The sequence below is a fragment of the Lutispora sp. QWL-02 genome (genome assembly GCF_058315355.1).
Genome location: NZ_CM177762.1, coordinates 1352065 through 1374371, shown reverse-complemented (window position 1 = coordinate 1374371; position 22307 = coordinate 1352065). Strand labels below are relative to the sequence as shown.

Here is a 22307-nt window from a genome sequence, read left to right as displayed (position 1 = left end):
GTTTTGTGAGAAACATTTTCATTTTAAGGAAAGTAATACTTAGATTGTAACAAATTTCATCAGAAAAGTGAATGATATTTACAATATTCGCCATGAGAATTTCATATGAATGCCAAGTTTATGTACAAGCCTAATAGGTACAAAAAATAGCTGTCTCAAATTGAGACAGCTATAAACTCCTATTAAAACTGCTTTCTTCTTTTTACATATGCTTCAGCCGATTTCTATTCGCCGGTATTATAATATTTCAAATCCTCCCCGTCAATCTCATCTGTTTCATACAAGAACACATTACCCTTGCTGCTTTGGAAAACAATATTATCATCCGTATCTATGTATGCTCTTATGATAGTTTCATACCCGCGTTCTGATTTGTAAGGTATTCCTTCGAATAGATTTTGATATGCCGCCTTATCCTTGACCATGGTAGCCTGACCTATGCTGCCATATTCAATTTCGTCCTGCCAAAGAAGATTGATCATTTCTGTAATACCATAGCTTTCAATTTCCGACCATTTTGCTTTTATCTTTTTGTTTTTTATCAACTCGTCAATTGTGGTATCCAATTTAATAAGCAAAATACTTACCTCCTTCAACCTATGCTATTTTTCATTGCCATTATTCAAACCATTCAATGTTTTTCCTAATTTAGCGGCCTTTTCTGTACAACGCTCTATAGATTCTATTACATGGCCTCTGAAGCCTTTCTTTTCCAATGAATAAATGGCCTCTATAGCTGTACCTCCTGAAGAACATACTCTATCCTTCAGTTGTCCGGGATGATTACCGCTTTCCAACACCATTTTTGCAGCTCCCAATACCGCTTGTGAGACCATCTTATATGCTTTATCTCTTGGGAGGCCTTTGAGGACGGCTCCATCTGCAAGGGCTTCAATAAACATATATACCAGAGCAGGCGAAGATGCTGATACAGCAGTAACTACATCCATTAATTCTTCATCTAAAGTCTCAACGATGCCAAAGCTGTTAAATATCTCAAGAACCCATTTGAGTTCTTGTTCCTTTACCTGTTCATTATAACATAATCCAGTTATTGCTTCTCCTACTACAGCAGGAATATTAGGCATAGTCCTGACGATCTTATGCTTTTTCCCAAAAAGCTTTGATATAGTATCTATGCTTATTCCTGCAGCAATGGCCACTATAATGGATTCATCCTTAATATATCCTGAAATTTCTTTTATTACTGCACCATATTTATTTGGCTTTATAGCCAGTATCAAAATATCCGCAAATTCTGCAACTTCCCTATTATCTATGGCTATTTGTATGTCGTATTTTGCTTTTAGCTTATCAAGCTTATCTTTGGTCCTATTGCTTGCCATTATATTACTTCTAGCAGTAATGCCGGAACTCAGCAGGCCATCGATCATAGCTCCCGCCATATTTCCACTGCCTATAAATCCAATATTTTTGCTCATAACTATTCAGCTCCCTAATATCATGTATGTGCTTATAGCATTGAAATTTATTATATTTCTATATTTACTTGTTGTCAATTCCCAATTATTTATGTATGGTGATGTATAATATTTCAACTTTCTCCAAATTTCTGCTATAGGGCTAATGGCAATTTGAAAAGCAAAAGAGCCTGCTTCCGCAAGCTCCTCTATTTCGTGCGGAGCCTATTGAGCCCCGCACTTCAATCTAAGATCTCCTATCAGTAAAAAGGTCTATGCCTCCAAGCGCTATATGTGCCAGTCCTAAACCAATCAAGCCGGCTCCAATGGCTACTTTAGTATCCCTTTTTGTCATGCCATATCTTTGCATGTCTCTTGCCCGCATTGATATACCAGCTGCCGTAACAGCTGTACCAAGAACAGTAGGGATCAGTCCTTCGCGCATAAAATACCTCCTCATTAGAAAGATTTAGATTTGTTTAATAGTTTTTGTTTTTTTTATGATATTATGCCTTTGAAATTTTATATCGCTTGTATCATTAAAATTGCAATCGCAGAAACACTGCACCGGATTTTTCAACCATATCGCTAAGTCTGCCCGGATTGTCCAAGAGCGGACAAGGGGTCAGGTGGATTGCTAGTTAAAATGATATTGCATAAATAGGGAGGATTTATATGCTTCTAGTAGTGTTTAATTATAAATACTGGAATCAGAGTAATGATATAGATGTACAATGCTCAATGTCTCCATTTGCATTAAGCAGCATCCACCCTCTATACGCCCGCTTACATACTCTCCGTCATTCCAAAAATCCATAGTAAAAAGGGGCTTTGTACTTCGGAACTTTCTTATCTGATGATACATAAATTCGCGCTGCTCTTCTGGCGCCATATCCAAAAAATATTTAAATGACATATCATATAGAGCCATATATGGACTTAATATCATTGCTTGTTGATTCTGAATCATAGTATATCGCCGCCTGTTTTGATGCTGCTATTATATCAAAAAGAGTCTGACGATAATAGCAGCAAATAGCTTATATTTTACAATATATTAATAAATAATGTTATTAGTATTGAATTCACAAAATTGATAAATAGACTGCCTACTAATGGCACAATAAAAAATGCTTCTTTTGCAGGTCCATATTTTTCTTCCAACGTTTTCATATTTGCCATTGCAGTAGGTACAGCACCTAATCCAAATCCACAGTGTCCACTGGACATAACAGCAGCTTCATAGTCATTGCCCATAACTTTATATGTAATATAAATTGCAAATAATATCATTAAAACAGTTTGTACGAACAAAAGAATTAGCATTGGAACAGCTAAATCTACCAGCTGCCATAATTGCAATTTCATCATTGACATAGCTAAAAAAATTGACAGTGCAATATCACCCATAACCTTTATTTCAGAATATTTAATTTCGATTCTATCAGTATAGTCAGCGATGTTAGTAAAAATTGCTGATGCTAGCATTCCTCCAACTGATGCAGGAAATGTTAATCCAACTTTGGCTAAAAGTTGGGATATTATACTTCCCAATGCCATAGCCAGGAAAAGTTGATATACAGCTGAAGCCATTCTCTTTTCTGAGATGGTGCCATTTTTACTTTCAACTTCTATATTAAAATCTTTAGTTGCCAAATTTTCAGTCTCTGATATATTAAATCCTTGCAGATTAGCTGCTGCTTCCCTTTTTCTGCTTTTCTCCACTAAATATCTTCCGACCGGGCCACCTACTAAACTGCCGGCAACTAACCCGAATGTTGCTGCAGCCAATGTAATTGTAGTAGCATTTGCTAATCCGGCTTGCTCAAGAACTGGTGCAAAAGCTGCAGACGTACCATGTCCGCCAGTCATAGGTATGGAACCAGTTGCTATTCCTATCAATGGATCAACACCTATCAGTTTAGCCATAATGGCTCCTAAGCCATTTTGCAATAATACTAATACAGATGATACAATTAGAAATGTGATAACCTTAACTCCACCTTTCTTAAGGAGCTTTATACTGGCTGTAAATCCAATTCCTGAATAGAAAATTAGCATAAAAAAATCGCTGAGTACAAAATTAAATTTAAAATTGAAGCTTCCGGTCTGATGACCTATAAGAGTTAATATAGTAAATATTAAACCGCCTACTACCGGAGTAGGAATGCAATATGTCTGCAGAAAGTTAACTTTTTTTCGTACTGCACCACCCAGCATAAGGACCAAGACTGCAATTGCACAAGTATGATAAATATTTAATTCTAATAACATTTTCTTTCCTCCTTGTTACAATAAATTTTTTAAGCCTTCCATATATGCCTTTCTGTAGCTTAATTAAATTATTAGGAGAATAATCATGATGTTACAGCTATAGAACGACTTCCCCATCTTTTAATACTGTTCTGCCGTCTACGACAATGGTTGGCTGAGTCATTATTAAATCATAATGGCACGCTGCCTTTACATTTCCGCCTAATGTAATATTGGTTCCTATTCCTATATGAACTGAACCATAAACCCCTTCATCCTCTAACATGAGTCCTATGAACCTACAGCTGGGATTTAACCCTACTCCTAATTCTGCTATGTTATAAACATTTTCATCATTCTTGAATTCTAAATCTTCCCTAAGAATCTTTGCTTGCCGCCCGCCGGAGATAGAAGTTATCCGTCCATTATTTACATCCAGATATATTGGCTCATCCAACAATCCTATCCCAATATAAGGAACGCTTGCATCTGCTACAATTTTCCCGTTAGCCGTACCTTCAATTGGAGATACATTTGCTTCAACCGTAGGGGCTGTGGAGAATTCACCCTTTTCTACCATGCAGTACAATGCATTCCCCCTCCGACCTTCAGCTGAGAAACTTAAGTCTGTACCATATGGTGTTGTAAGCCTAATTTCTTTACCATTTTCTAATGCCTTTGCCATAGACATGCAAATTGGCTTTAGCTGCTTAAAATCTGCCTGCATGCCACCGTGAATCATCATATCCTCACTAAATTGAGTCATTACAATTCCTCTTGAACCATTAGCAATTGCGTTCTTGACTGCATGAGTGTGAGTAATTGATTTTCCGACCACACAAATAAAAGCATCACTGGACTTCATTGCTTCAGCTATTGGTTGCGGCGGCTCTTGCCCATCATTTTCTCTAGGAACTATGATTGAAATTATGGGCTCGGCTTTCATTTGATAAGCAATTGTCGCAATGCTCTCAGATATTAATAATTTCTCTGGCTCAGTAACTATTAATATCTTTTCACCCTCTTTTGCTCCAATACAAGCCTCAAGAATAGTACTGGATACTTTCGCCATTAGTATCTTTTTCAATTAATTGCCTCCTTATCTCTATCGCAGACTACTATTTTATATATTCTATAGAATATAGTGAGTACATGTTATCACATTGTTCTGAATTTTTCAACACAATATTATATATTCTATAGAATATATTGTTGAAAAATAAAACCAAAGTCTAAATTTTTGTTGATAGACTTTGGTTTTGTACCGCTCATATTCACTAATTATTCTTTAACTTCTTTTCAATATAATTATATCCATTTTTTATATGGTTTCTTATAGCTTCTTCAGCTCTTACTATATCTCTGCCTCTTAAAGCATTCAATAATTCAATATGCTCTTCTTCGATTTCCTTTCTTCTATTAACATCAAATGCTGATATATTCCTGTCATGAAGTAAAACATCATTAAGCAATCCAAGCAAAAAATCCAGCTTCTTGTTTCCAGATTTATTTAGTATAAAACTATGTATTTTTGTATTTATATCAACTAATTGGGAAACGCTGTCAGCTTCCCTAGATTGAACAATGTACTTATCAAGTTCCAGCAAATCTTCTTCATTAATCTTATCTACTGCTAATTGAACTGCTAAGACTTCTAATGCTTCCCTGCACTGATATACCTCTAAAACCTCATCTTGGGAAAAATTTTTAACAATAACACCTTTCCATGGGATTATTTCAACTAATCCCTCTGATGCTAACATCCTAAAAGCTTCCCTTACCGGAGTTGGACTTACATTTAACTGTTCCGCTACCTGTACCTCATTCAGCTTAGTTTCTGGGGGTAAATCACCATCCAATATAGATAGCTTTAGTGCTTCATAAACTTTTTGATTCAGAGTCTGCCGTCTTACTGTTTTTATATTAAGTTTCCCATTGTCATCCATATGTATCCTTGATAAAAGGCTCCCCTCCCGTTCTATACAGAAAATATTCTATAGAATTTCTATTATTATATCATAATCAGCCAGGTTTTAAAATAAGTAAATTTTATGCTTAGGCTGACAAAAAACAAGAGCTTTCCTTCTTTCGATGGCTCTTGTTTTGATTCTACTCTAAATAGATATAAATCACTTACTTATTGATTCATGATAATCATTTAAAAACTCTGCAGATTTTTAAAGGTCCTGTTTAGGATAGAAGCCGGCATTGAGCATTACAAGCGGCTAATCAGCTTTAAAAAGCATATCACTCTCCATTACTGAAATTACTTCGTCCTGATCAATGGCATAGAGAACTGCTTTTCTTAAATTAATATCTCTCACCTTTCTTTCGCGCTTCATATAGAAGTTTACAGAAGTAATTGCAACCGATGGAAACTCTACAACCGTTACATTAGAGTCCTCTCCACAGAGTTGAATATTCTGGCTTATAGGACTCCCTTCATCAAGTTCACCATTTCTTAATGCAGCAACCATTTTTTCAATGCTTCAGTAGATAATGCATCAATCACTGCATCTAATATCAAAAAGGTAGCTATCCCAATTTAGGATAACTACCTTTAATTTCAGCAGAAAAAGACAGGCGCCATTTTCCTTCTGCTATTTTGCTCAAAAAGCATCACTTATTAAAATACATTCATAGATTATTTTTGCTGCTTCTTCCCTTGCTATGAGATTTTTAGGCTTTAACGTATTATCTAAATATCCGTTTACCACACCTATACTTATCAAATATTCAACTTCATTTTTAGCATAAGCCGCTACGAGCATTTTCACAAACTCAGCGTTGCCCAGTCCATTAACATATACCTCGGACCATCTGCCCGGCAGTTGCACGCAATATCTTTCGCTATCTCCGCAATATGTAAAAACTGAAAATTATCGATGACAAGGTATGTCTCCTCAGTGCATCGAATAGATCTCATAGCATCCACTGCTTCGCCGATGGTGACAGCATTAGGCAGTCCGATTTTCAAAAGGCGTTCGCCGGCATGAATGTCAATCTTCCCAATCTCGCGGCAAAAGCGTTTAAAGCCTGCAGCAGGTGTTTCATCTATCGTAAAATATTTTCATCTACATATTCATGATTTTCCTTTTTGCTTATACGTCAATATTACCAATAATAGAGTATTATTACAATCATCCTTCCCATTTCACTCCTCTTTTCACCTGCTCTTTTGTTTCTAAAGAATAAATTAAGCAACTATGCAGTCTACTTGTCTTTCATTCTTACAGCTTCATTGCCTTATCTGGCAAATTTATTGGTTTCTAACATTTTTATCACAAAATTCTATCTTGTAAAAATTTTATTCCTCAATAAAATTCATCAATTCCTCATTAAACAGGTCCCGCTGGTCATAAAACGATCCGTGACCGCTATATTGAAACGGTATAAGCTTTGAATTTTTGATACCTCTCCTTTGTACTTCACCTAATTGAAATGGAACGACTTTGTCATGTATGCCATGTATAATCAATGTTGGTACGTTTATTGTTCCTAAATCATGAAATAGTTCTTCACGCAACCAGGTATTTGCAATGGCAGCAGTTGACCAGCCTGCCGCTTCCAACCCTAATTGCAGGAACCAAGAAGAGAAGGGCTCAGTTATATACTGAAAGAAAAATATATCGCCAAAATCCCTCAGCATTTTAGGGCGATCGCTATATGTTCCCTCAATGATTTTGAGTACAGCCTCCGTCTCTAAGCCATAAGGGAAATCAGGGCGTTTGATAAGACTGGGAGCCGCTGCTGCAAAAAGAGCAAGTTTAGATGCACCGTATCCATTATGTCTGGCCATATATCTAATAGCAATTGCCCCGCCTGTTGAGTGGCCTGCCAGCGTAAAATCTTGTAGATGAAGCGTCTCAACCACACATCTGACATCGTCAGCCAACCGGTTGTAATCATAGCCTCTCCAAGGCTTATCGGATTTGCCAAATCCTCTTTGATCAATTCCAATACATCTATATCCGCTTTTAGGAAGCTCATTAAACTGATATTCAAATAATTTATGGCTTCCGGGCCAACCATGCAGAAATACAATCGTCTTATGGCCTTCCGGATTAAGATCCTCTACATAAATTTTTACGTTTGACTCTACTCTAACATAATATCCCATCAAAATACCCCCAGCAATTTAATGGCTATATTGACATGTTATTCACTCAAACACGAGTTTATGAATGATTGAGTGAATTTTAAATGCTTTGCCTGCCGGCTTTCTGCGGGCAATGGCCATGACAACCCTTGTATACAGCCGTATGCCTCCATAAAGTGGCGGTAAAGTAAAAAGCTGTAGCACCAAAGACTCTACAACTTATTACTTCTATATGGTGGGTCGTACACTGCTAAGGTTTTTTAAAATTTCATGATAGCGTTTTGTTCCCAATTGGCTTGGTTTACCTTTTTTACAAAAAGAAAGCCCAGCCAGCTTTGGAACAACACGCTCAACCACGATCTGCCCATCCGACATTTTTGATTCCAGCATTTCCAAGGCCTCGTGAAAACGTTTGTCTTCCTTTGCCCGGTCGTAAAAGGATAAAACATAGACGTAAACAAAAAGATTGTAGTTGCGGAAAGGATATTCGACCTGCATAAACAATGTGCCGATTCCATAGTGGCACGGGCCGATGGGCTTCCTGATCGTCCAATGCTCCAGCAAAAAATCTACGGCCTTGTCAAGGGCCGGTTCTTTATTGAGATAGTCGCTAAAACGGAAGGCATTCAAGGCGGTAAGCGTTGAGAAGGGATTTGAATACTCCGTTTCCGGCCCCCGGCCAAAGCTGAATTTATTGCAGCGCCAGCCGCCGTCTATATACTGTATATCCAAAAAATGCCGGAAGGTTTTCTGCAGTCTGATATCGCCAGCATACCCCATGTGACAAAGCACATTGGCGGCGTGAGCGGTATGGCATGGGTAAATAGAGCCTTTCGGGTACAACTTGAAACGTCCATCCTCCTGCCAGGTGCTGAAGAGCAGTTCTGCGGCTTCTCTCAGCAAAGGGTCCGTGGGCTCCATCCCCAATTCCAACAGGAAAAGCGCGCTCTCCAGAGTTGAGAACGGTGCTCCTTTTAGCAGACGCTTATCTGGTGTTGTCCACAGGTCGGACCCATTATCGTATCTATGCGACAATATGGCTTCGACATCTGATGCATATTGCTTATCTATGGCCATCTCTTTCACCTTCATCTCATATTGTATATCCATGCTCCAATTCATTTCTATCACATAAGCCAATTACTATTATACAGGAAAATCTATCCTGCAGCAACGAAAACCGCCCTTGCATCAGCCTGGTAGTCTAGCTCTGCATTTTCAGCGTGATGGTTGGGAAATTAAAAATCAACGCGGTTCACACATTCATTTGATACACCCAATCAAAACAGCAAAAGTTCAAATCCCAAATCATAATAAAGGCTTAAAACTTGGTACACTAAATGCAATCCTAAAACAAGCAGGGCTTAAATAAAAGTCCTCTTGTGAAAGGATTATAATAAATTATATAAAAATAATAAACGGAGGTTTTAGATTTATATGGATGCTTATATCTTCCCAGCTATATTTGAACCATCACCCGATGGAGGATACTGCATAACATTTCCTGACTTATCTGGTTGTATAACCGAAGGCAATACCCTTAAAGAGGCTATATATATGGCCAAAGATGCTTTGGAACTTTATATATACAATTTAGAAGATGGCAATGAGGATATTCCAGTGTAGTTGATTTCTTCCTTTGCCCACGAACTGCTCCCCATTTTCGCCGTAAATTGCTCTCTTAATTTGCTGCGGCAACTCGGAAAGGATGCCATGGCTTCCGCCATGGCATGATCTACGGTAGTTCTCCAGCAATAACAGTTCGAACCATGTAATCATCAATAAGCTTCTTGGCACGCTGTGCCGCAAACATCAGTGCATGGGTTGCTACCTTGTTGATGGCTCTTGCTGAGCCGGCAGAATATCGATGTATTTCATCAATGGCCTTTTCGGTAAATATCTCCGATGTACCTTGCGCATATTTAAGATGTGCGGCTATGTATTCTTCTGTCTGGGATCTGTCGTATTGAGGGATTTCGCACTTGATATCAATGCGCTGACGAATAGCGGCATAACGCTGGAGTTTCAGCTTATCCCATAATTCATTCTGGCCAACAAGGATGAGCGCCATAGGATTTAGAGAGTCCATTTTGTAGTTCATCAGGAAGCGTATTTCCTCAAGAGTCTCCTTGTCCAGCAAATGAGCTTCATCAACGATTGTAACGACATTTTTCCCTTGAACGCCTCGTATGATTTCAAGTTGTTGGTGCAGCTGGCGTTTGGAATCGCCGCGGTAAAACTTTGCTTCTACCCCCAGTTGATCCAGCAAACCTTTGTAGAACCACCTGGGTGTCAATTTCGAATCAGACAGATAGAGTACTTGGTATTTATCGCTGGACAACATAGATGCAAACTTCCTTATGGCGGTGGATTTGCCGCAGCCAACATCCGCTGTGACCAATGCAAACAATCGTTTTTCTGCTGCAAACTCAAGTCGGCTTAGGGTTTCATCTAACATAGGCGACAGATACAGTCCATCCACTGAAATACTATTGATAAAGGGTGTCTGCTTCATCTCGAAAAATGCTTCATACATGGTCAGACACCTCACGGTTCTTTCTGAATACAACAGCAACATCTTGGCGGGTGCGGCCGGATATATTGGCTTTGTTTAATCCGTCAAGGAATCTCGAACTCTCAGGCTTAAGCGGAGTCATGCGTTGAGGAAGTCCTGACCTGGTACCGCAGTGTTCCCCAACCACTTGTTCCTTAGCCATGAAGGGGACAAAATCCGGATGGTGGATTTCGATTTCATTAGCCCAAGACGGATCATAGTGAGCTTCAACTTTTCTGCCGATGAGCTGCAATCCGATTTCATACCGTTTACCTTCAAAGCTGATGCAACCGGTTTTATCTACAGTACGTTCCTCGCTGTGGAGGAAGGCTTCTGTAAGAGTCCGCATATCAATAAACTTGAGAGAGCGTTTATCTGTCTTAAACGCAACCTCGGGAGTTATGCCGCCAAGCCCATGATGGGGTGTTTTGTGATAATGGTCATCAATCCAGAGCTTTAATAATCTGTTGAGTTCATCCAGTGTTTTTACATCCGTTAAAGCTACTTCTGAAAGAAAGGAATCGATTCTCCTGTTAAAGGCCTCAATTTTACCCTTTCCTTCAGGATGATAGGGCTTAGCAAACAAAAGCTTTATCCCTAACTGGGTGCAAGCTTTCCCAAGCCAGCTTGATCGGTATTGCTTGCCGTTATCTACATAGATGGCATCCGGCTTGCCATATTGCATAATGGCAGTTCGTAAAGTATCTTCAATGATTGCAATCTGCTGATGCTCATAGAATTTTGCAGCCACAATGAATCGGGTGGCATCATCGATAAATGCGGACAGATACACCTGCTTTTTTGCACCATTCTTTCCAATGGATAGATATGGCCCATATTTGATATCTCCTTGGAAAAGCATGCAACGCTGTGACTTTTGAAACCGTCTTGCTGATACACCTTTTTGTGTATAGATCTTCATCTGGTGGGAACCAAAGCCCCGTTTTTGAAGGTGCCGCTGAAGTGTGCTTCGGCTGACACTGCCTTGGGGCACAATGTTTTCAAGTTCCATAATCCGGATGATATCATTGACAGATCTGCTAGGGCATTCTCTCCTAAGCTCTATGGCAGTATCGACAATCTCTTGAAAATTCTCTGGAAGCAAGCTGTGCTCCTTGGAGGCAATCTGCTTGGGTTTAAGTCCATCAAAACCATCCTTTAAATATGCATCATAATATCTGGAGATGGTTCGGTAGGATATTTCGTGTTGTGCCGCCAGCTTCTTCTTGAGCTCAACAATACTTTTGGGATCAAGATTTTCGTCTAATAGCGGCATAATAATCATCATCCTGGCAGCCGCTTGACCTTGTGCATCTTGTGTTTTCATAAAGTATCCGCTCCTTTCATTTCTTTCTATGAAGAGCATAATACTTTATGGCCATGGACAAAATGCAAACTGGGTGTGTATCGGTAATTCCCTGTTGATCATTGCCTTGTTGACAAAGCGTAACCAGCCGGGTTCGTGTTTTCGTATAAAATCGAGTAAAGAATCCTGCTTGAAAAGAGGATAATTAACGCCATAATGCCGGGACCATAAGGCATGCAATGTTCCCTCAATATGATCCTTAAGGTTTTGAAACTCAGCACGCCATCGCTTCAGTGTACTTTCATCGGCATTAGGATTTTCTTTAGATCTGTCAATCTCAGCTTGAATAGCATCAGCTTCATAATGCTTGTACGGCTGCATGCAGTCCGGCAACTCGGTATGAAGCTTGCCGCAGGTTTTACAATGCAATCGTCGTAATCGATATGTCTTTACAACAATATCATCAGTAGTACATATTAGCTTGCGATACTTGGTATCTCTGACCTTTAGCTCACCGGAGCATATAGGACAGATCAATGGCTCTTTACTCTTTATGAAAAATATTTAATTTCTCATTGAAAAATGTTTCGTAATGTGTTACTATAACCATGTTTTATGGGGCACCGCATTACGGACAACTACCTTGCTGGGGAGAGTTCGCAATGTGGTGCTTTCTATTTCACCTCAATACCAGTTGATGGAATTATCCTCACTAGTATTCTAACGAACTATCTGCGGCAAAACAAGGGAGCAAAACTCGCCGCTCCCGGACATTGTCACTGAGCAACTAGCAGCCAATTTAGCTTAGCAGAAACATTCCAGTACCTTCTAGCCCTGAAAATGTTAAAGTTTCTGAAGGTTCTTTTGTAGTACCTATTGAAGCATATATGCCATTAATTAGAGAGGAAATGGCTAACAAAGCTATTAAAAAAACTTTAACTATTCCTTACTGGCTAAATAAATTAGCAGAATATAAAAAGGTTAATTTCTCTCAAACACTTCAAGCTGCATTGAAGGATCAGCTTGGCATAAAGGATTATAAATAACATTTTAGGTGTAGTTGCATAACTACACCTTTATTTCATAGGAAAATTAGAAATATATATAAAAATAAGCACTGCAGGAATGCAGTGTTTTCAGTCTATATGGTGCGCCCAGAGGGACTCGCTCCGGTCGCTCTGCTCCCTATCACGCCTGGGCGGGAAAATGCTTCCATAGGTCGCATTTTCGCTATCCCCCCGTTCGAGTCCCCCATTACTTACTCAATTATATAAAAAAAATCACTTTCTTAAGTGATTTAGGTTTAGATGGTGCGCCCAGAGGGACTCGAACCCCCGGCCAACTGATTCGATTTTTATAAAAATATATCTTTCTGCCATTTCCTATAAGTGTTGCAATTACTATGTTTACGCCCAGCATGTTGGTATACTAAATTGCATGTACCTAAAACTTGTGTGGGAATAGTGTGGGAATAAGATCATCCTCTTCTATATATTATTTGGAAGACTTCTTGATTTTTCCTCTTGTTCTCTAGTCCATTTGTCCAAGGCTTGTTTTGTAAACAATTTTTGCATTATAAACACTTACTCGAAAAAGTTAAAAAAGAATAATAATTTATTAGAGCCACTTAAATAATCTAAAGCTAAAAATAATAAGACTGCAAATGTAATCCATAAAGCTGAAATTTTTAGCCTATTTTTAGAAAAATTTTCTTTAGAATTTTTATATACTTCACTATTATTAATAATATTATCTATTTCCATTTCATCAATCATATATCCATAACCAACCTTGATATCTTTAATATAATCTTCAATATTTTTATTCTTATTGTTTAATTCAACAATGGAGACATAAAAATAAACTAATGAACCAAATATAATTATAGAAGTTAAGAGTGTTATTTCCTCTGTAAAAATATCTTTGAATCTACCGTTCATAAAACTATTTGATACTATCAATGTAGCTAAATATGTAAAATATGCAATGAAATTTGTTTTTAGATCGCTTGTGAATCTATATATAGCATCTGATAATTCATTACATTTATTAATTATTGACAAATATATTTCTTTCTTTTTATCTAAATAATCATCTGTATTTTGTTTCAGATAAAATGAGTAGTTAGTTTTTATAGAATCAAAAGTTTCTTTACCAATTTCTAGAATACTATGATACCTACAATGTAAACTAATCATATTTCTTGCAATAACAGCTTTATCTATTTTATTTCCATCTAAATAAATCCACTTATAAATTTTATATATGTATTCATTTATTTCTGTAAATTTGAACTCATTGAAAACTAATTTAAAAGTAGAACTTCTATACCCATTTATCTGGAATTCTATATTATCATCATTAAGCTTTGATAAGTCTGCTATATGAATCAAAGAAAGTAGTGTTTTTACTTTGTTAAACAAAATCAACAAATCTTCATTTTCATAAGAGTAAAATATAATGTTAAAATCATCCGGAATAACATTAATACTACTACCTTGCAAATTAATTATCTCATATTTTGATTTCAAAATGTATTCTCTATCGACTTTTTCTTGATTAGCCTTTATGCTTTCCTTAGTAAATTTAAATGTATTGGTGAATAATTCAATATCTTTATCGTATGAAATGAATGTTAGAGTATTTCTAGCATTATATAATTCAGAAAATAGGCCTATGATTCTATTGATATCTAAGCTTGTCATCCAATTAATAAATGTATCTGTTGAATAGATGGAAACACAGTTATCAATTATTTCTTTATTTATCTTTATATTTATATCTATCTTATCGCCATCATCTTGTAAACTTTGTATTTCAGTAATTTTGCTTTTAAACAATGGATAATTAGATAAAATTCCATCTTTATATAATATATAAGAATAGTCGTCTGTACTCAAACTCACATTTAACCTCAGGCAATCTCTTGAAGGATATTGAGATATTATATTTGTAATCTCATCCCAAGCTATATCTACTGAATCTACATTAAATTCAATATTTACTTCACTAATATTCTCGAGTATTCTTATATCGTCATAATTAAATTTACTTAGTAATAATTCAAATAAAGACATTTATTCACCCCCTTAAATGTATTTATATGGTATTTACACTACATTATATTACATTCAATCTGTTTAGAAAGAAATGTCTCGTATGCATCAATATTATTTGTTTTAATTTTAATATATTTATTTCCAAGTATATCAGATTCTGAACTAATATTATCAATAATATTAGTTGAATCCTTGATAACTAATTCTATATCCTCACTTAGCTCATAGGTTTGTTTTATTATCCTCACGTTAAGAGCCGAAGGGTCTGGTTTAAATTGAATATCAAATTTATCTTTATTAGGCAACTCTATTAAATCCTTAATCAGCTTATCTTTAGATTCATCACATAGTTCTTCACATTTATATGCTTCGAATATATCTTCAACCAAATTATGATAATCGATTAGATCCTTGCTCCTTATATAGTTAATTAAACTGTTTCTCAAAACAAAATAATCTTGCTTGCTTTCTTTGTAAATATCTTTTTTTAATATTCTCTCAACGTATGAAAACAACTGTTTTGTATTTTGCTGATCTTTTCTTAACGGCACAACTTCTAAAAAATCTTTATGCCAGTATGTAGCATTGTTATCCAGATATACTTTAATATCTCCAATTTTGAAATGACTATCTTCCTTATTAATTTGAACTAAGCATGACTTCCATAAACTTTCATTATCAATTTTAAATCCACTTTGTATACTAAACTCTGTTTCTTCCATGTATTTATTATGCTCAGTTTTAGTAATTAAGTAATTGTATTCTTCTTTTATATTATCGTAAAAAATAGTTTGTAATAGGCTCCCTCTTTTTACATTTACGCCAAGCCTTTCTACCTTTTTTTGAGCTTCAATTTCTTTCTCTAATAGCCTATTTGCTATGCTTATCACCCTATTAGGTATATTTTGCGTATTACCCTCTTCCAAATTACTGACTATAGATTTTATATTACTAATTACTTGTTTTGTTTCATCTTCAGTCTTAAAGAATTGGAGCCTATTACTGTCCTCTATCCTCTTCACTAAGTTAATAATGTATCCATTTAAGTCATCAGTTACATTTTTATGAATAATCCTATTTTCCTCATAATCTATAATATGCACATCTTTGTATAATACCATTTCAGCCATTATATAACTTCCCCCTTTTCTTTTTAAAATTCGTCAAAAGGGGCAAAAGTCCTACAATAACCGTTCAGCATTATTCGACAATTAATTTGCTATAGTTTCTTTAGAAAATAAGTCCCATTAGTTAATATTTTACTACATTAACACATTGGTTAATATAGAATAATTTATATGCTTACATTACTCATGTCGTACTACTGTAATCAATGTAATTTCATATATTTATTTTATTTAACCTATGCAACATGGTCCAAACTTCTTCTCGGGTAACAGTATCCTTGGGCCTGGTGCCATCTGATATGCCTTTTTCTCTTACCCAGGCTGCAGCTTCCTTTGCCCAGGGGCTTACTTTCTCTTCTTTTACTACCGGCTCAGGCTTAGGTGCTTCTATATATTGAATGCCTGGATATCTCAGCCAGTGAGTCCAAGCATTTGCCCCCACACCCTTCAAAGGCGTCTGTACAACGCCATATCTCGTACCCTTTGCTTCAATGACTTGCCCACCACCGATGTATATGCCTATATGTCCCTTTTTCCAAAGGCAAAGACCAGGTATCTCCGGCATAGTGTTCAAGGATCCCTTTTCTTTCGCCAAGTAGTACATATCATTTGCGTTTTTATCAGTAGTAAGGCTGTACTGTATTTTCCCTGATGATTCGTTATACCAAAGATATGATTTTATGAGCCCTACGCAATCTGTTACCCTTTTGCCAAGCCAATTAGCAGCAATAAAATTCTTAAACGGGCCTACATGATCAGGATATTGAGCAAGTTTTTCCTTGAATAGTGCCTCTGTAAGCACATAGCCAAATGTGCCCCACACATAGCCCCATTTTTGTTCTAGTGCTTTTTTTGCATACTCAACAAGGCCAATATTCGTCTTTGCCACCGCTATCACCGCCTACTCAATTTTGACTGGAGAACCATCTCTATAATTGGTCTGCAGTTCTATCAAAGGTTCAAGCTCCGGATGCTTATTTTTTGTCAAATACGTCTGCCCCATCGAATATAATCCGCCTGCCACAGCTCCCAGCGTGAGCCCATCTTTTAAGGCGGTCAGAAGCAGCATTCCACCGAAAATAAAAGCATTAAGTACATTTAGTCCACCGGCTACTAAAAACACCAAAATCGGCACCGTCAATTTTCCCCGGGGCGTGCTTAACCAAGTAAACGTTTTAATTATTTCTACCAAGGCGATTGTAAGACCTATAATAATGTAACTTTCTAACATTTTTCATACCTCCACATTTTTATATTTATTATTTGAGCAATCCCTTTTGAGCTGCATAAAAAAAGAATCCTATTATACCGCCTAATATAGGCACTACAAGGATTCCGATTAACCACCGTATCGTATTTACCAAGTCTGCAATCTGCTTACACAGATTTCCTATTGCCGTTTTATTTGTCGCATCCGATACAATCAATTGATCTAATTGTTGTGCATGCGCGTTTAGTCTAGTGTCTTGAGTATCAAGCCTTTTGTCTATACTCTTATGTCTTTCTTTACAAATCATCTCATCCATATTGCACCTCCATATTTAAATTTGAGAAATATAAAAGAGCCTACTTTCGTAAGCTCATTCATGCAAATTAGTCTTGGCTGCTTTTATGATGGATAATATTTTTTTAATTCTTCAACCTTTTGCCCATATAATTTATCGAAATATTTTCTTTCAATATCTGCTATATATTTTAATACCACGCCATATTTATTTTTAATAGTGTCAATGATTCCTAAAACACTAAAAATTGCAAGAATTACACTTACAACAATTAGCTTATAATTAGTAATAGCATAGCTATATATTAATACCAATACAGCTATAAATCCAATTATTCCAAACATGGGTTTTATCGCGCAAGTTAAATTTTTCCCTAAGTTTGAACTCTTAAGTCTTGCATCATTTTCCGCTTTCTCATAGGCTTGAGTTTTCCTTTTTTTGTATTCAAGATTTTCCTTGGCTAGTGCATCAATTTTAGCTTGATTTTCTTTATTTATTTCGCTAATAAATCGTTCTTTTACTTTCATAACTAAACCAGGGGTAATTTTATCAGGGTTGTTTTCTGTAAGCTCAACAATATCTTCCTTAATCGAGTGTTGTGTTCTCATTAGAAGTGCTTCTTCATTAGTTACTTTCCCTTCTCTCTCCAATTGAATAACTTTTTCAATGAAAGAAGCCATTACTTCTGGAGAAGGGCAACATGCAGCATAAGCATTTTCAAGTAGCTTAAGACACGGTAAATTTGTTTGTTTATCAAAACTTTTTAACCATAGTATTGAAGTCAAATCAACATCTGTTATCGCAAAGCAAATTTCCCCTTTAAAAAATCGTTCATTGTAGAGCTCATATAACGTCCGAAGTATTACAATATTAGTTGTCGCAAATATCGCTTTGCAATCCTCGATGCTATAAGAGCAAGCTTTGCCTCTAAGTCTACTTATAGCTGAAATTGATTCTATATCATTCTCAATGCTAGTATCCTTAGGAAACTTACCAATGTTACGGAAATTTAGATCCAACTTATCTTTCAGTTCTTGTAAATCTAAAAAACCTTTATCTTTTACATTATGTCCTTCAACGGTTCCATATTCTGGAGTATCAACTACTTGGATCTTATTTTTTTCAAGATTAATTACTAATGAATCACGTAATCTAATCACATCGGTTTCATCATAGCCATTTGCATTCAGATAATCAAGGCTTAAGCTATTCCTTGAATCTTTATCTTTAGCATATTTTGTTAAAATTCCTGCAACCTCATCTTTGTTATGCGTAAAAGTTTTAACTTCACCACCATTTTCATAAATAAGTCGAATGAGCTCCCTAGTAGCAAGCTTATCTTCCTCTCTATTATATCCTAGCGCATAGATCAATAAACGTGTATCAAAATACACAACCGTTTCTTTAAGTTTTGATTTAATTGCCTTTTTCTGTTCAGTGCTAAAAAAGTATATGGACTTATATACCAAGAATCCTTTAATTATCTCCAATAAATTATGAAAAACTATCGTATCATTCTTATACTCTTCCAAGATGAATCTTGCAACAAGATAATTATTTTGATCTGTATTTGTTGTAATGCATTTTAAATCTGTAACATCTTTAATAACAGAAAAACCATAATAATTCAAAAACAAAATAAATCTATTCTGTGCTTCTTCTCTAGAGATTGACTTAAATTGGGTATTGCATCTAAAGTATTCAATCATCTTGTTCAGCACATTTTCAATAAGCTCTTTCATTTTGAGGCGATTATCATCAAAATTAGTAGAGTTAAATACTTTTTTAACATAAAATTCTCCATCGGATCTGTACAGTACTCCAATTTTGCTCTTTGTAAGGCGAGAAAGTATGGATGACAGTACATTTGCAGGCATATCTTCAAAGCCATACTCTTTATTTAAATCCTCTAGTATTTTTAACTTATTAACTTTTTCATCTTGTTTTTTAGGTAGCAGTTTAAGTACAAAAGGCGCTATTATATCCAAGTATTCTTTATTTTCCTTTTTTAACAATGCTGATAACATAGCAATTGTAACAAGAGCATCAGAGTTTTTCATATTAATCAACACCCCGTTTTTCATTGTAGCATAACCACCTCCTTTTTTCTACATTTTTATCTATATTAACCTATACATGTTAAATTTAGTGTATTATATTATAGCCTCATACTAATTATTACCATAATATCAAAACGCATACAGATTATTATGGAGGGTACCTCGACCCTCCATCCATGAATCGCAATATTACTCTAAGACGAAGCTAACCTTGATTCAACCTCTGCCTTTATTCCGGCATCCTTAATATCTTCCTTAGTAAAAGGTAGATTTGTTTTATAGTTGATTACACCTTTTTCAATATAGTCAATCAATATATCTACTATTGTCATATCTATGCCTCCTAAATTATATTTTGAGCGGCCATTTGCATTTGTAGTAACAAATCTATTTTTTCGCTTTGAATCTCCAAAATTTCTTCTTGTGTAAGCGGCCTATCAAACTCTTCGTGCCATTGTTCTGCTGTCTGTGGATTGACATAGTGGATGTATGACTTTCCACGCTTCGGGGAGGGATAAGGCAATATAGATTCTACTAATATACCATTTTCTACAGATTTGTGAGCATTTTCAGGCGCTTCTAGGTTATAATATATTTCAACTGCTAATTTTTCCTCATTTATTGAAGTTCCTTTTATTAAATACATATTTTATACCTCCTTAAAATTACCATTCTGAAGTGAATACACCGATTCTTCCGCAACTAACGTCAAGTGAAGCTGGATTAAAACCAGAACCACCAAATGCAGTCGATACATATTCCCAAATAAAAGTCCCATCGGAAGAATATTTTCGTACTTTACCATATAGAGCAATATATATATATCCGTTTGAATCAACCGTAATATAAGTAACATTATTTAAACTTGATAAATCAATATTCATAACTTCTGCACCGCTTGCGTTGATTTTTTTAAATATTTTTTCTCCTGTGTACACATATACGAAGTCTTTATCAACTTCTAAGGCACCAATACTTCCGTTTTCCAAAAAACTTTTTGACCATAATTGAGCACCCGCCGAACTTAATTTCTTTACCATATTATTATAATATTCCCCATGTCTCACATATACATTTCCTTTTCCATCAGTACGTACACTATTACCACCAAGTGAATTTGTTACAGCACTTGACCAAATCAACGTACCATTGAGATTATTCTTTTTAACACTCTTATCGATGCCCAGATAAATATATCTATCTTTATCTGCATCTATCGACCTACAAAGATTACCATAAGCATCGCTGAATGATGGATAAGTTATATCCCCTGAGGGGCTGACTCTTGTAAATGTCGGCAAATTTGAACCTAGAAAATATTCATCTGCATCAAGCACACCAATATATACTAAATCATTGGAGGTTACACTAAATATCGTGTTACCGTCATCATCATATCTTATTATAGGAGATTGCTGTTTCCATTGCGAAACATATACGCCGCCTTTTGGATTTGCTGCTATTGCGCTTCCCCCGCCCAAATCTTTTTTACGCCACATATTTATTCCATCTGCATTTATTTTTTCTGCTCTGCCGTCATGACAAAATATATATATATCATCTAATGCCTTATTGCTTGCCATTATGCCAAAATTGATTAACAAGCTCATATGCAAACGCCCCCCTACACTGCTAAATTGCCAACTAAGATCCACGTATCCGTAGATATCTTCTTTATTGCTGCAGAATTATACTGCGCTTTTATTTTGCGTTTACCGCCATCACTATTTAATGTTACACCGCTTGCCGGAGATATTGATACATCACTTGTAGTTTGTCTTATTATAGCTATTTCCGTTCCTATTGGAAAAGCTACAGAAGAATTAAGCGGTATACTAATAGTTATAGCAGACGAATTATTACAACTTAAAACGGCGCCCGCATCAGATAATGCTAGGGTTCTACTACTTGGCACACCTATTAATGATGGATTTGCTGCCGCGGCACCTACATCAGACGCAGTTAAGCTAATATCTGCTGATAAGGCTTTATTATTAACCTTTCGGGTATTTGGTATTGCATTATCTGCTTTTGCGCCTTGCGCTGCTGTTGCATATGCACTGCTTTCTGTATAAGCTGCTGATTTTAAACCAAGCAGAGTCTTTACTTCTGTCAACGTCTTTTTAACCCATGCTCCAGCTCCAGAAGCAACTAAAAAATCATTCGCTGCCGTAGCAAGAGATTTCGGTATGGCGGCAGCAGCCAAATCGTATGCTGCCTTAACATTTTTGGGTGTTGCTGCAGTAGTTACTGAGGTAGATGTTACGCTATCAGTTAGTTGTACATGCCCTTTTTTAGCTGTAGATGCGTCATCTTCTGTCTTATGCACATCAATTGAATTATGAGCTGCTTCAATCCCGTCCTCCATATTATTCATGTTTACCGCAATTATAGGGGTGCCAGCTTCAACTATTTGCCCTTCTGCTGGGATGAGCGTTATGGTTCCATCCGGGTTATTTTGCATCGTAAAGGTCCTGGGCTTTTCTACTTCTCTATTCTTCCATATAGTTTTTTGATAGGCCATCTATATCACTTCCTCTCCACAGATATAAGAGCCACAATGCCTAAAGTTATCAGCATTTCCCTGATAATAAAAATGCAACAAGGCTAAATTCTTTTCTAACCTTATTGCATCTCCATAACTAAAAGGATCATTGGCTTTCCAACTAAGTTTATTCTCTATCCACCCTGCAGGCTTATATCTTTGTGCTAACAGATTTATATTACCTTCTATCCGGTTTAAGCTATCAGCAAATTCAATGTATTTCATATCTCGATTTTTAATTATTGAGATAACCGGTGCTGAACCAAATATGCTTATCATTGCTGCAATTACTTCTGTATTATTTTCGACTCTATTAAGATCCTGAAAGTTATAATCATCGTCTTTTTTCCAATCTATCTTAAGAGGTATCCACGCCAT

26 protein-coding genes and 2 pseudogenes are annotated in these 22307 nt (G+C 36.2%); 3 read left to right on the top strand and 25 right to left on the bottom strand.

What is annotated here, in order from left to right; translation table 11 throughout:
- Window positions 1-224: 224 nt before the first annotated feature.
- The 11 genes and pseudogenes from AC4HCY_RS06335 to AC4HCY_RS06285 all read right to left on the bottom strand — a co-directional run bounded on the left by AC4HCY_RS06335 (window position 225) and on the right by AC4HCY_RS06285 (window position 8850).
- The gene (locus AC4HCY_RS06335; RefSeq protein ID WP_323431298.1) at window positions 225-578 is read right to left on the bottom strand and encodes a hypothetical protein; all 354 of its coding nucleotides are present in this window, start codon (window positions 576-578) and stop codon (window positions 225-227) included.
- 24 nt (window positions 579-602) lie between these two features.
- Window positions 603-1442 carry a pyrroline-5-carboxylate reductase gene (proC, locus tag AC4HCY_RS06330; RefSeq protein ID WP_323431297.1) on the bottom strand — a complete coding sequence of 280 codons (840 nt, stop codon included), beginning with the start codon at window positions 1440-1442 and terminating at the stop codon, window positions 603-605.
- Window positions 1443-1668: 226 nt separating this feature from the next.
- Entirely contained in the window at window positions 1669-1866 is a 198-nt protein-coding gene (locus AC4HCY_RS06325) for an asparagine synthase (protein ID WP_323431296.1), read from the bottom strand.
- Between the two features lie 118 nt (window positions 1867-1984).
- A pseudogene (locus AC4HCY_RS06320) lies at window positions 1985-2313 on the bottom strand (SPASM domain-containing protein); the annotation flags it as partial.
- 155 nt (window positions 2314-2468) lie between these two features.
- Complete coding sequence (gene gltS, locus AC4HCY_RS06315) at window positions 2469-3695, bottom strand: sodium/glutamate symporter (protein ID WP_323431294.1); 1227 nt, start codon at window positions 3693-3695, stop codon at window positions 2469-2471.
- Between the two features lie 97 nt (window positions 3696-3792).
- On the bottom strand, window positions 3793-4761 hold the full coding sequence (locus AC4HCY_RS06310) for an aminopeptidase (protein ID WP_323431293.1): 969 nt from the start codon (window positions 4759-4761) through the stop codon (window positions 3793-3795).
- Window positions 4762-4951: 190 nt separating this feature from the next.
- Window positions 4952-5620, bottom strand: coding sequence for a GntR family transcriptional regulator (locus AC4HCY_RS06305; protein ID WP_323431292.1), 669 nt, complete (start codon window positions 5618-5620; stop codon window positions 4952-4954).
- 279 nt (window positions 5621-5899) lie between these two features.
- The gene (locus AC4HCY_RS06300; protein ID WP_491095613.1) at window positions 5900-6151 is read right to left on the bottom strand and encodes an ABC transporter substrate-binding protein; all 252 of its coding nucleotides are present in this window, start codon (window positions 6149-6151) and stop codon (window positions 5900-5902) included.
- A gap of 132 nt (window positions 6152-6283) precedes the next feature.
- On the bottom strand, window positions 6284-6511 hold the full coding sequence (locus AC4HCY_RS06295; RefSeq protein WP_491095612.1) for an S-layer homology domain-containing protein: 228 nt from the start codon (window positions 6509-6511) through the stop codon (window positions 6284-6286).
- A 470-nt stretch (window positions 6512-6981) separates the two neighbouring features.
- Entirely contained in the window at window positions 6982-7794 is an 813-nt protein-coding gene (locus tag AC4HCY_RS06290; RefSeq protein ID WP_491095611.1) for an alpha/beta fold hydrolase, read from the bottom strand.
- A gap of 207 nt (window positions 7795-8001) precedes the next feature.
- Entirely contained in the window at window positions 8002-8850 is an 849-nt protein-coding gene (locus tag AC4HCY_RS06285; protein ID WP_491096086.1) for a prenyltransferase/squalene oxidase repeat-containing protein, read from the bottom strand.
- A gap of 109 nt (window positions 8851-8959) precedes the next feature.
- Between AC4HCY_RS06285 and AC4HCY_RS06280 the strand changes: the two genes are divergently transcribed.
- Window positions 8960-9145, top strand: a complete 186-nt coding sequence (locus tag AC4HCY_RS06280; protein WP_323430576.1) for a type II toxin-antitoxin system HicA family toxin — start codon at window positions 8960-8962, stop codon at window positions 9143-9145.
- Window positions 9146-9210: 65 nt separating this feature from the next.
- A pseudogene (locus AC4HCY_RS06275) lies at window positions 9211-9393 on the top strand (type II toxin-antitoxin system HicB family antitoxin); the annotation flags it as partial.
- Window positions 9394-9508: 115 nt separating this feature from the next.
- On the opposite strand, the gene AC4HCY_RS06270 reads toward AC4HCY_RS06275, so the two are convergent.
- The 3 genes from AC4HCY_RS06270 to AC4HCY_RS06260 are packed head-to-tail and all read right to left on the bottom strand — an operon-like array spanning window position 9509 to window position 12170.
- Entirely contained in the window at window positions 9509-10309 is an 801-nt protein-coding gene (locus AC4HCY_RS06270) for an ExeA family protein (protein WP_352417797.1), read from the bottom strand.
- Window positions 10302-11654, bottom strand: coding sequence for a DDE-type integrase/transposase/recombinase (locus AC4HCY_RS06265; RefSeq protein ID WP_352417796.1), 1353 nt, complete (start codon window positions 11652-11654; stop codon window positions 10302-10304). Before AC4HCY_RS06265 ends, AC4HCY_RS06270 begins: the two co-directional genes overlap by 8 nt.
- 45 nt (window positions 11655-11699) lie before the next feature.
- Window positions 11700-12170: a DUF6431 domain-containing protein gene (locus AC4HCY_RS06260; RefSeq protein ID WP_352417795.1), complete on the bottom strand. Its 471-nt coding sequence runs from the start codon at window positions 12168-12170 to the stop codon at window positions 11700-11702.
- A gap of 371 nt (window positions 12171-12541) precedes the next feature.
- Here AC4HCY_RS06260 and AC4HCY_RS06255 point away from each other — a divergent pair, with 371 nt between their 5' ends.
- A complete protein-coding gene (locus AC4HCY_RS06255) occupies window positions 12542-12679 on the top strand; it encodes a hypothetical protein (protein ID WP_491095610.1) in 138 nt (45 codons plus the stop codon).
- Window positions 12680-13216: 537 nt separating this feature from the next.
- On the opposite strand, the gene AC4HCY_RS06250 is transcribed toward AC4HCY_RS06255, so the two are convergent.
- The 11 genes from AC4HCY_RS06250 to AC4HCY_RS06200 form a co-directional block, all read right to left on the bottom strand.
- Complete coding sequence (locus AC4HCY_RS06250; RefSeq protein ID WP_491095609.1) at window positions 13217-14710, bottom strand: hypothetical protein; 1494 nt, start codon at window positions 14708-14710, stop codon at window positions 13217-13219.
- A 38-nt stretch (window positions 14711-14748) separates the two neighbouring features.
- On the bottom strand, window positions 14749-15822 hold the full coding sequence (locus tag AC4HCY_RS06245) for a hypothetical protein (RefSeq protein WP_491095608.1): 1074 nt from the start codon (window positions 15820-15822) through the stop codon (window positions 14749-14751).
- Between the two features lie 211 nt (window positions 15823-16033).
- The gene (locus AC4HCY_RS06240; RefSeq protein ID WP_491095607.1) at window positions 16034-16708 is read right to left on the bottom strand and encodes a hypothetical protein; all 675 of its coding nucleotides are present in this window, start codon (window positions 16706-16708) and stop codon (window positions 16034-16036) included.
- Between the two features lie 12 nt (window positions 16709-16720).
- The gene (locus AC4HCY_RS06235) at window positions 16721-17050 is read right to left on the bottom strand and encodes a hypothetical protein (RefSeq protein ID WP_491095606.1); all 330 of its coding nucleotides are present in this window, start codon (window positions 17048-17050) and stop codon (window positions 16721-16723) included.
- 28 nt (window positions 17051-17078) lie between these two features.
- Window positions 17079-17345 carry a hemolysin XhlA family protein gene (locus AC4HCY_RS06230; protein ID WP_491095605.1) on the bottom strand — a complete coding sequence of 89 codons (267 nt, stop codon included), beginning with the start codon at window positions 17343-17345 and terminating at the stop codon, window positions 17079-17081.
- A gap of 83 nt (window positions 17346-17428) precedes the next feature.
- Window positions 17429-19408 carry a hypothetical protein gene (locus tag AC4HCY_RS06225; protein WP_491095604.1) on the bottom strand — a complete coding sequence of 660 codons (1980 nt, stop codon included), beginning with the start codon at window positions 19406-19408 and terminating at the stop codon, window positions 17429-17431.
- Between the two features lie 170 nt (window positions 19409-19578).
- Window positions 19579-19716, bottom strand: a complete 138-nt coding sequence (locus tag AC4HCY_RS06220; RefSeq protein WP_491095603.1) for a hypothetical protein — start codon at window positions 19714-19716, stop codon at window positions 19579-19581.
- An 11-nt stretch (window positions 19717-19727) separates the two neighbouring features.
- Window positions 19728-20030, bottom strand: a complete 303-nt coding sequence (locus AC4HCY_RS06215; protein WP_491095602.1) for a hypothetical protein — start codon at window positions 20028-20030, stop codon at window positions 19728-19730.
- Window positions 20031-20049: 19 nt separating this feature from the next.
- The gene (locus tag AC4HCY_RS06210) at window positions 20050-20994 is read right to left on the bottom strand and encodes an NHL repeat-containing protein (RefSeq protein ID WP_491095601.1); all 945 of its coding nucleotides are present in this window, start codon (window positions 20992-20994) and stop codon (window positions 20050-20052) included.
- A 14-nt stretch (window positions 20995-21008) separates the two neighbouring features.
- Window positions 21009-21908 (bottom strand): tail fiber protein, encoded by a 900-nt coding sequence (locus AC4HCY_RS06205; protein ID WP_491095600.1) that lies wholly within the window; start codon window positions 21906-21908, stop codon window positions 21009-21011.
- Window positions 21909-22307 carry a hypothetical protein gene (locus AC4HCY_RS06200; protein ID WP_491095599.1) on the bottom strand — a complete coding sequence of 133 codons (399 nt, stop codon included), beginning with the start codon at window positions 22305-22307 and terminating at the stop codon, window positions 21909-21911.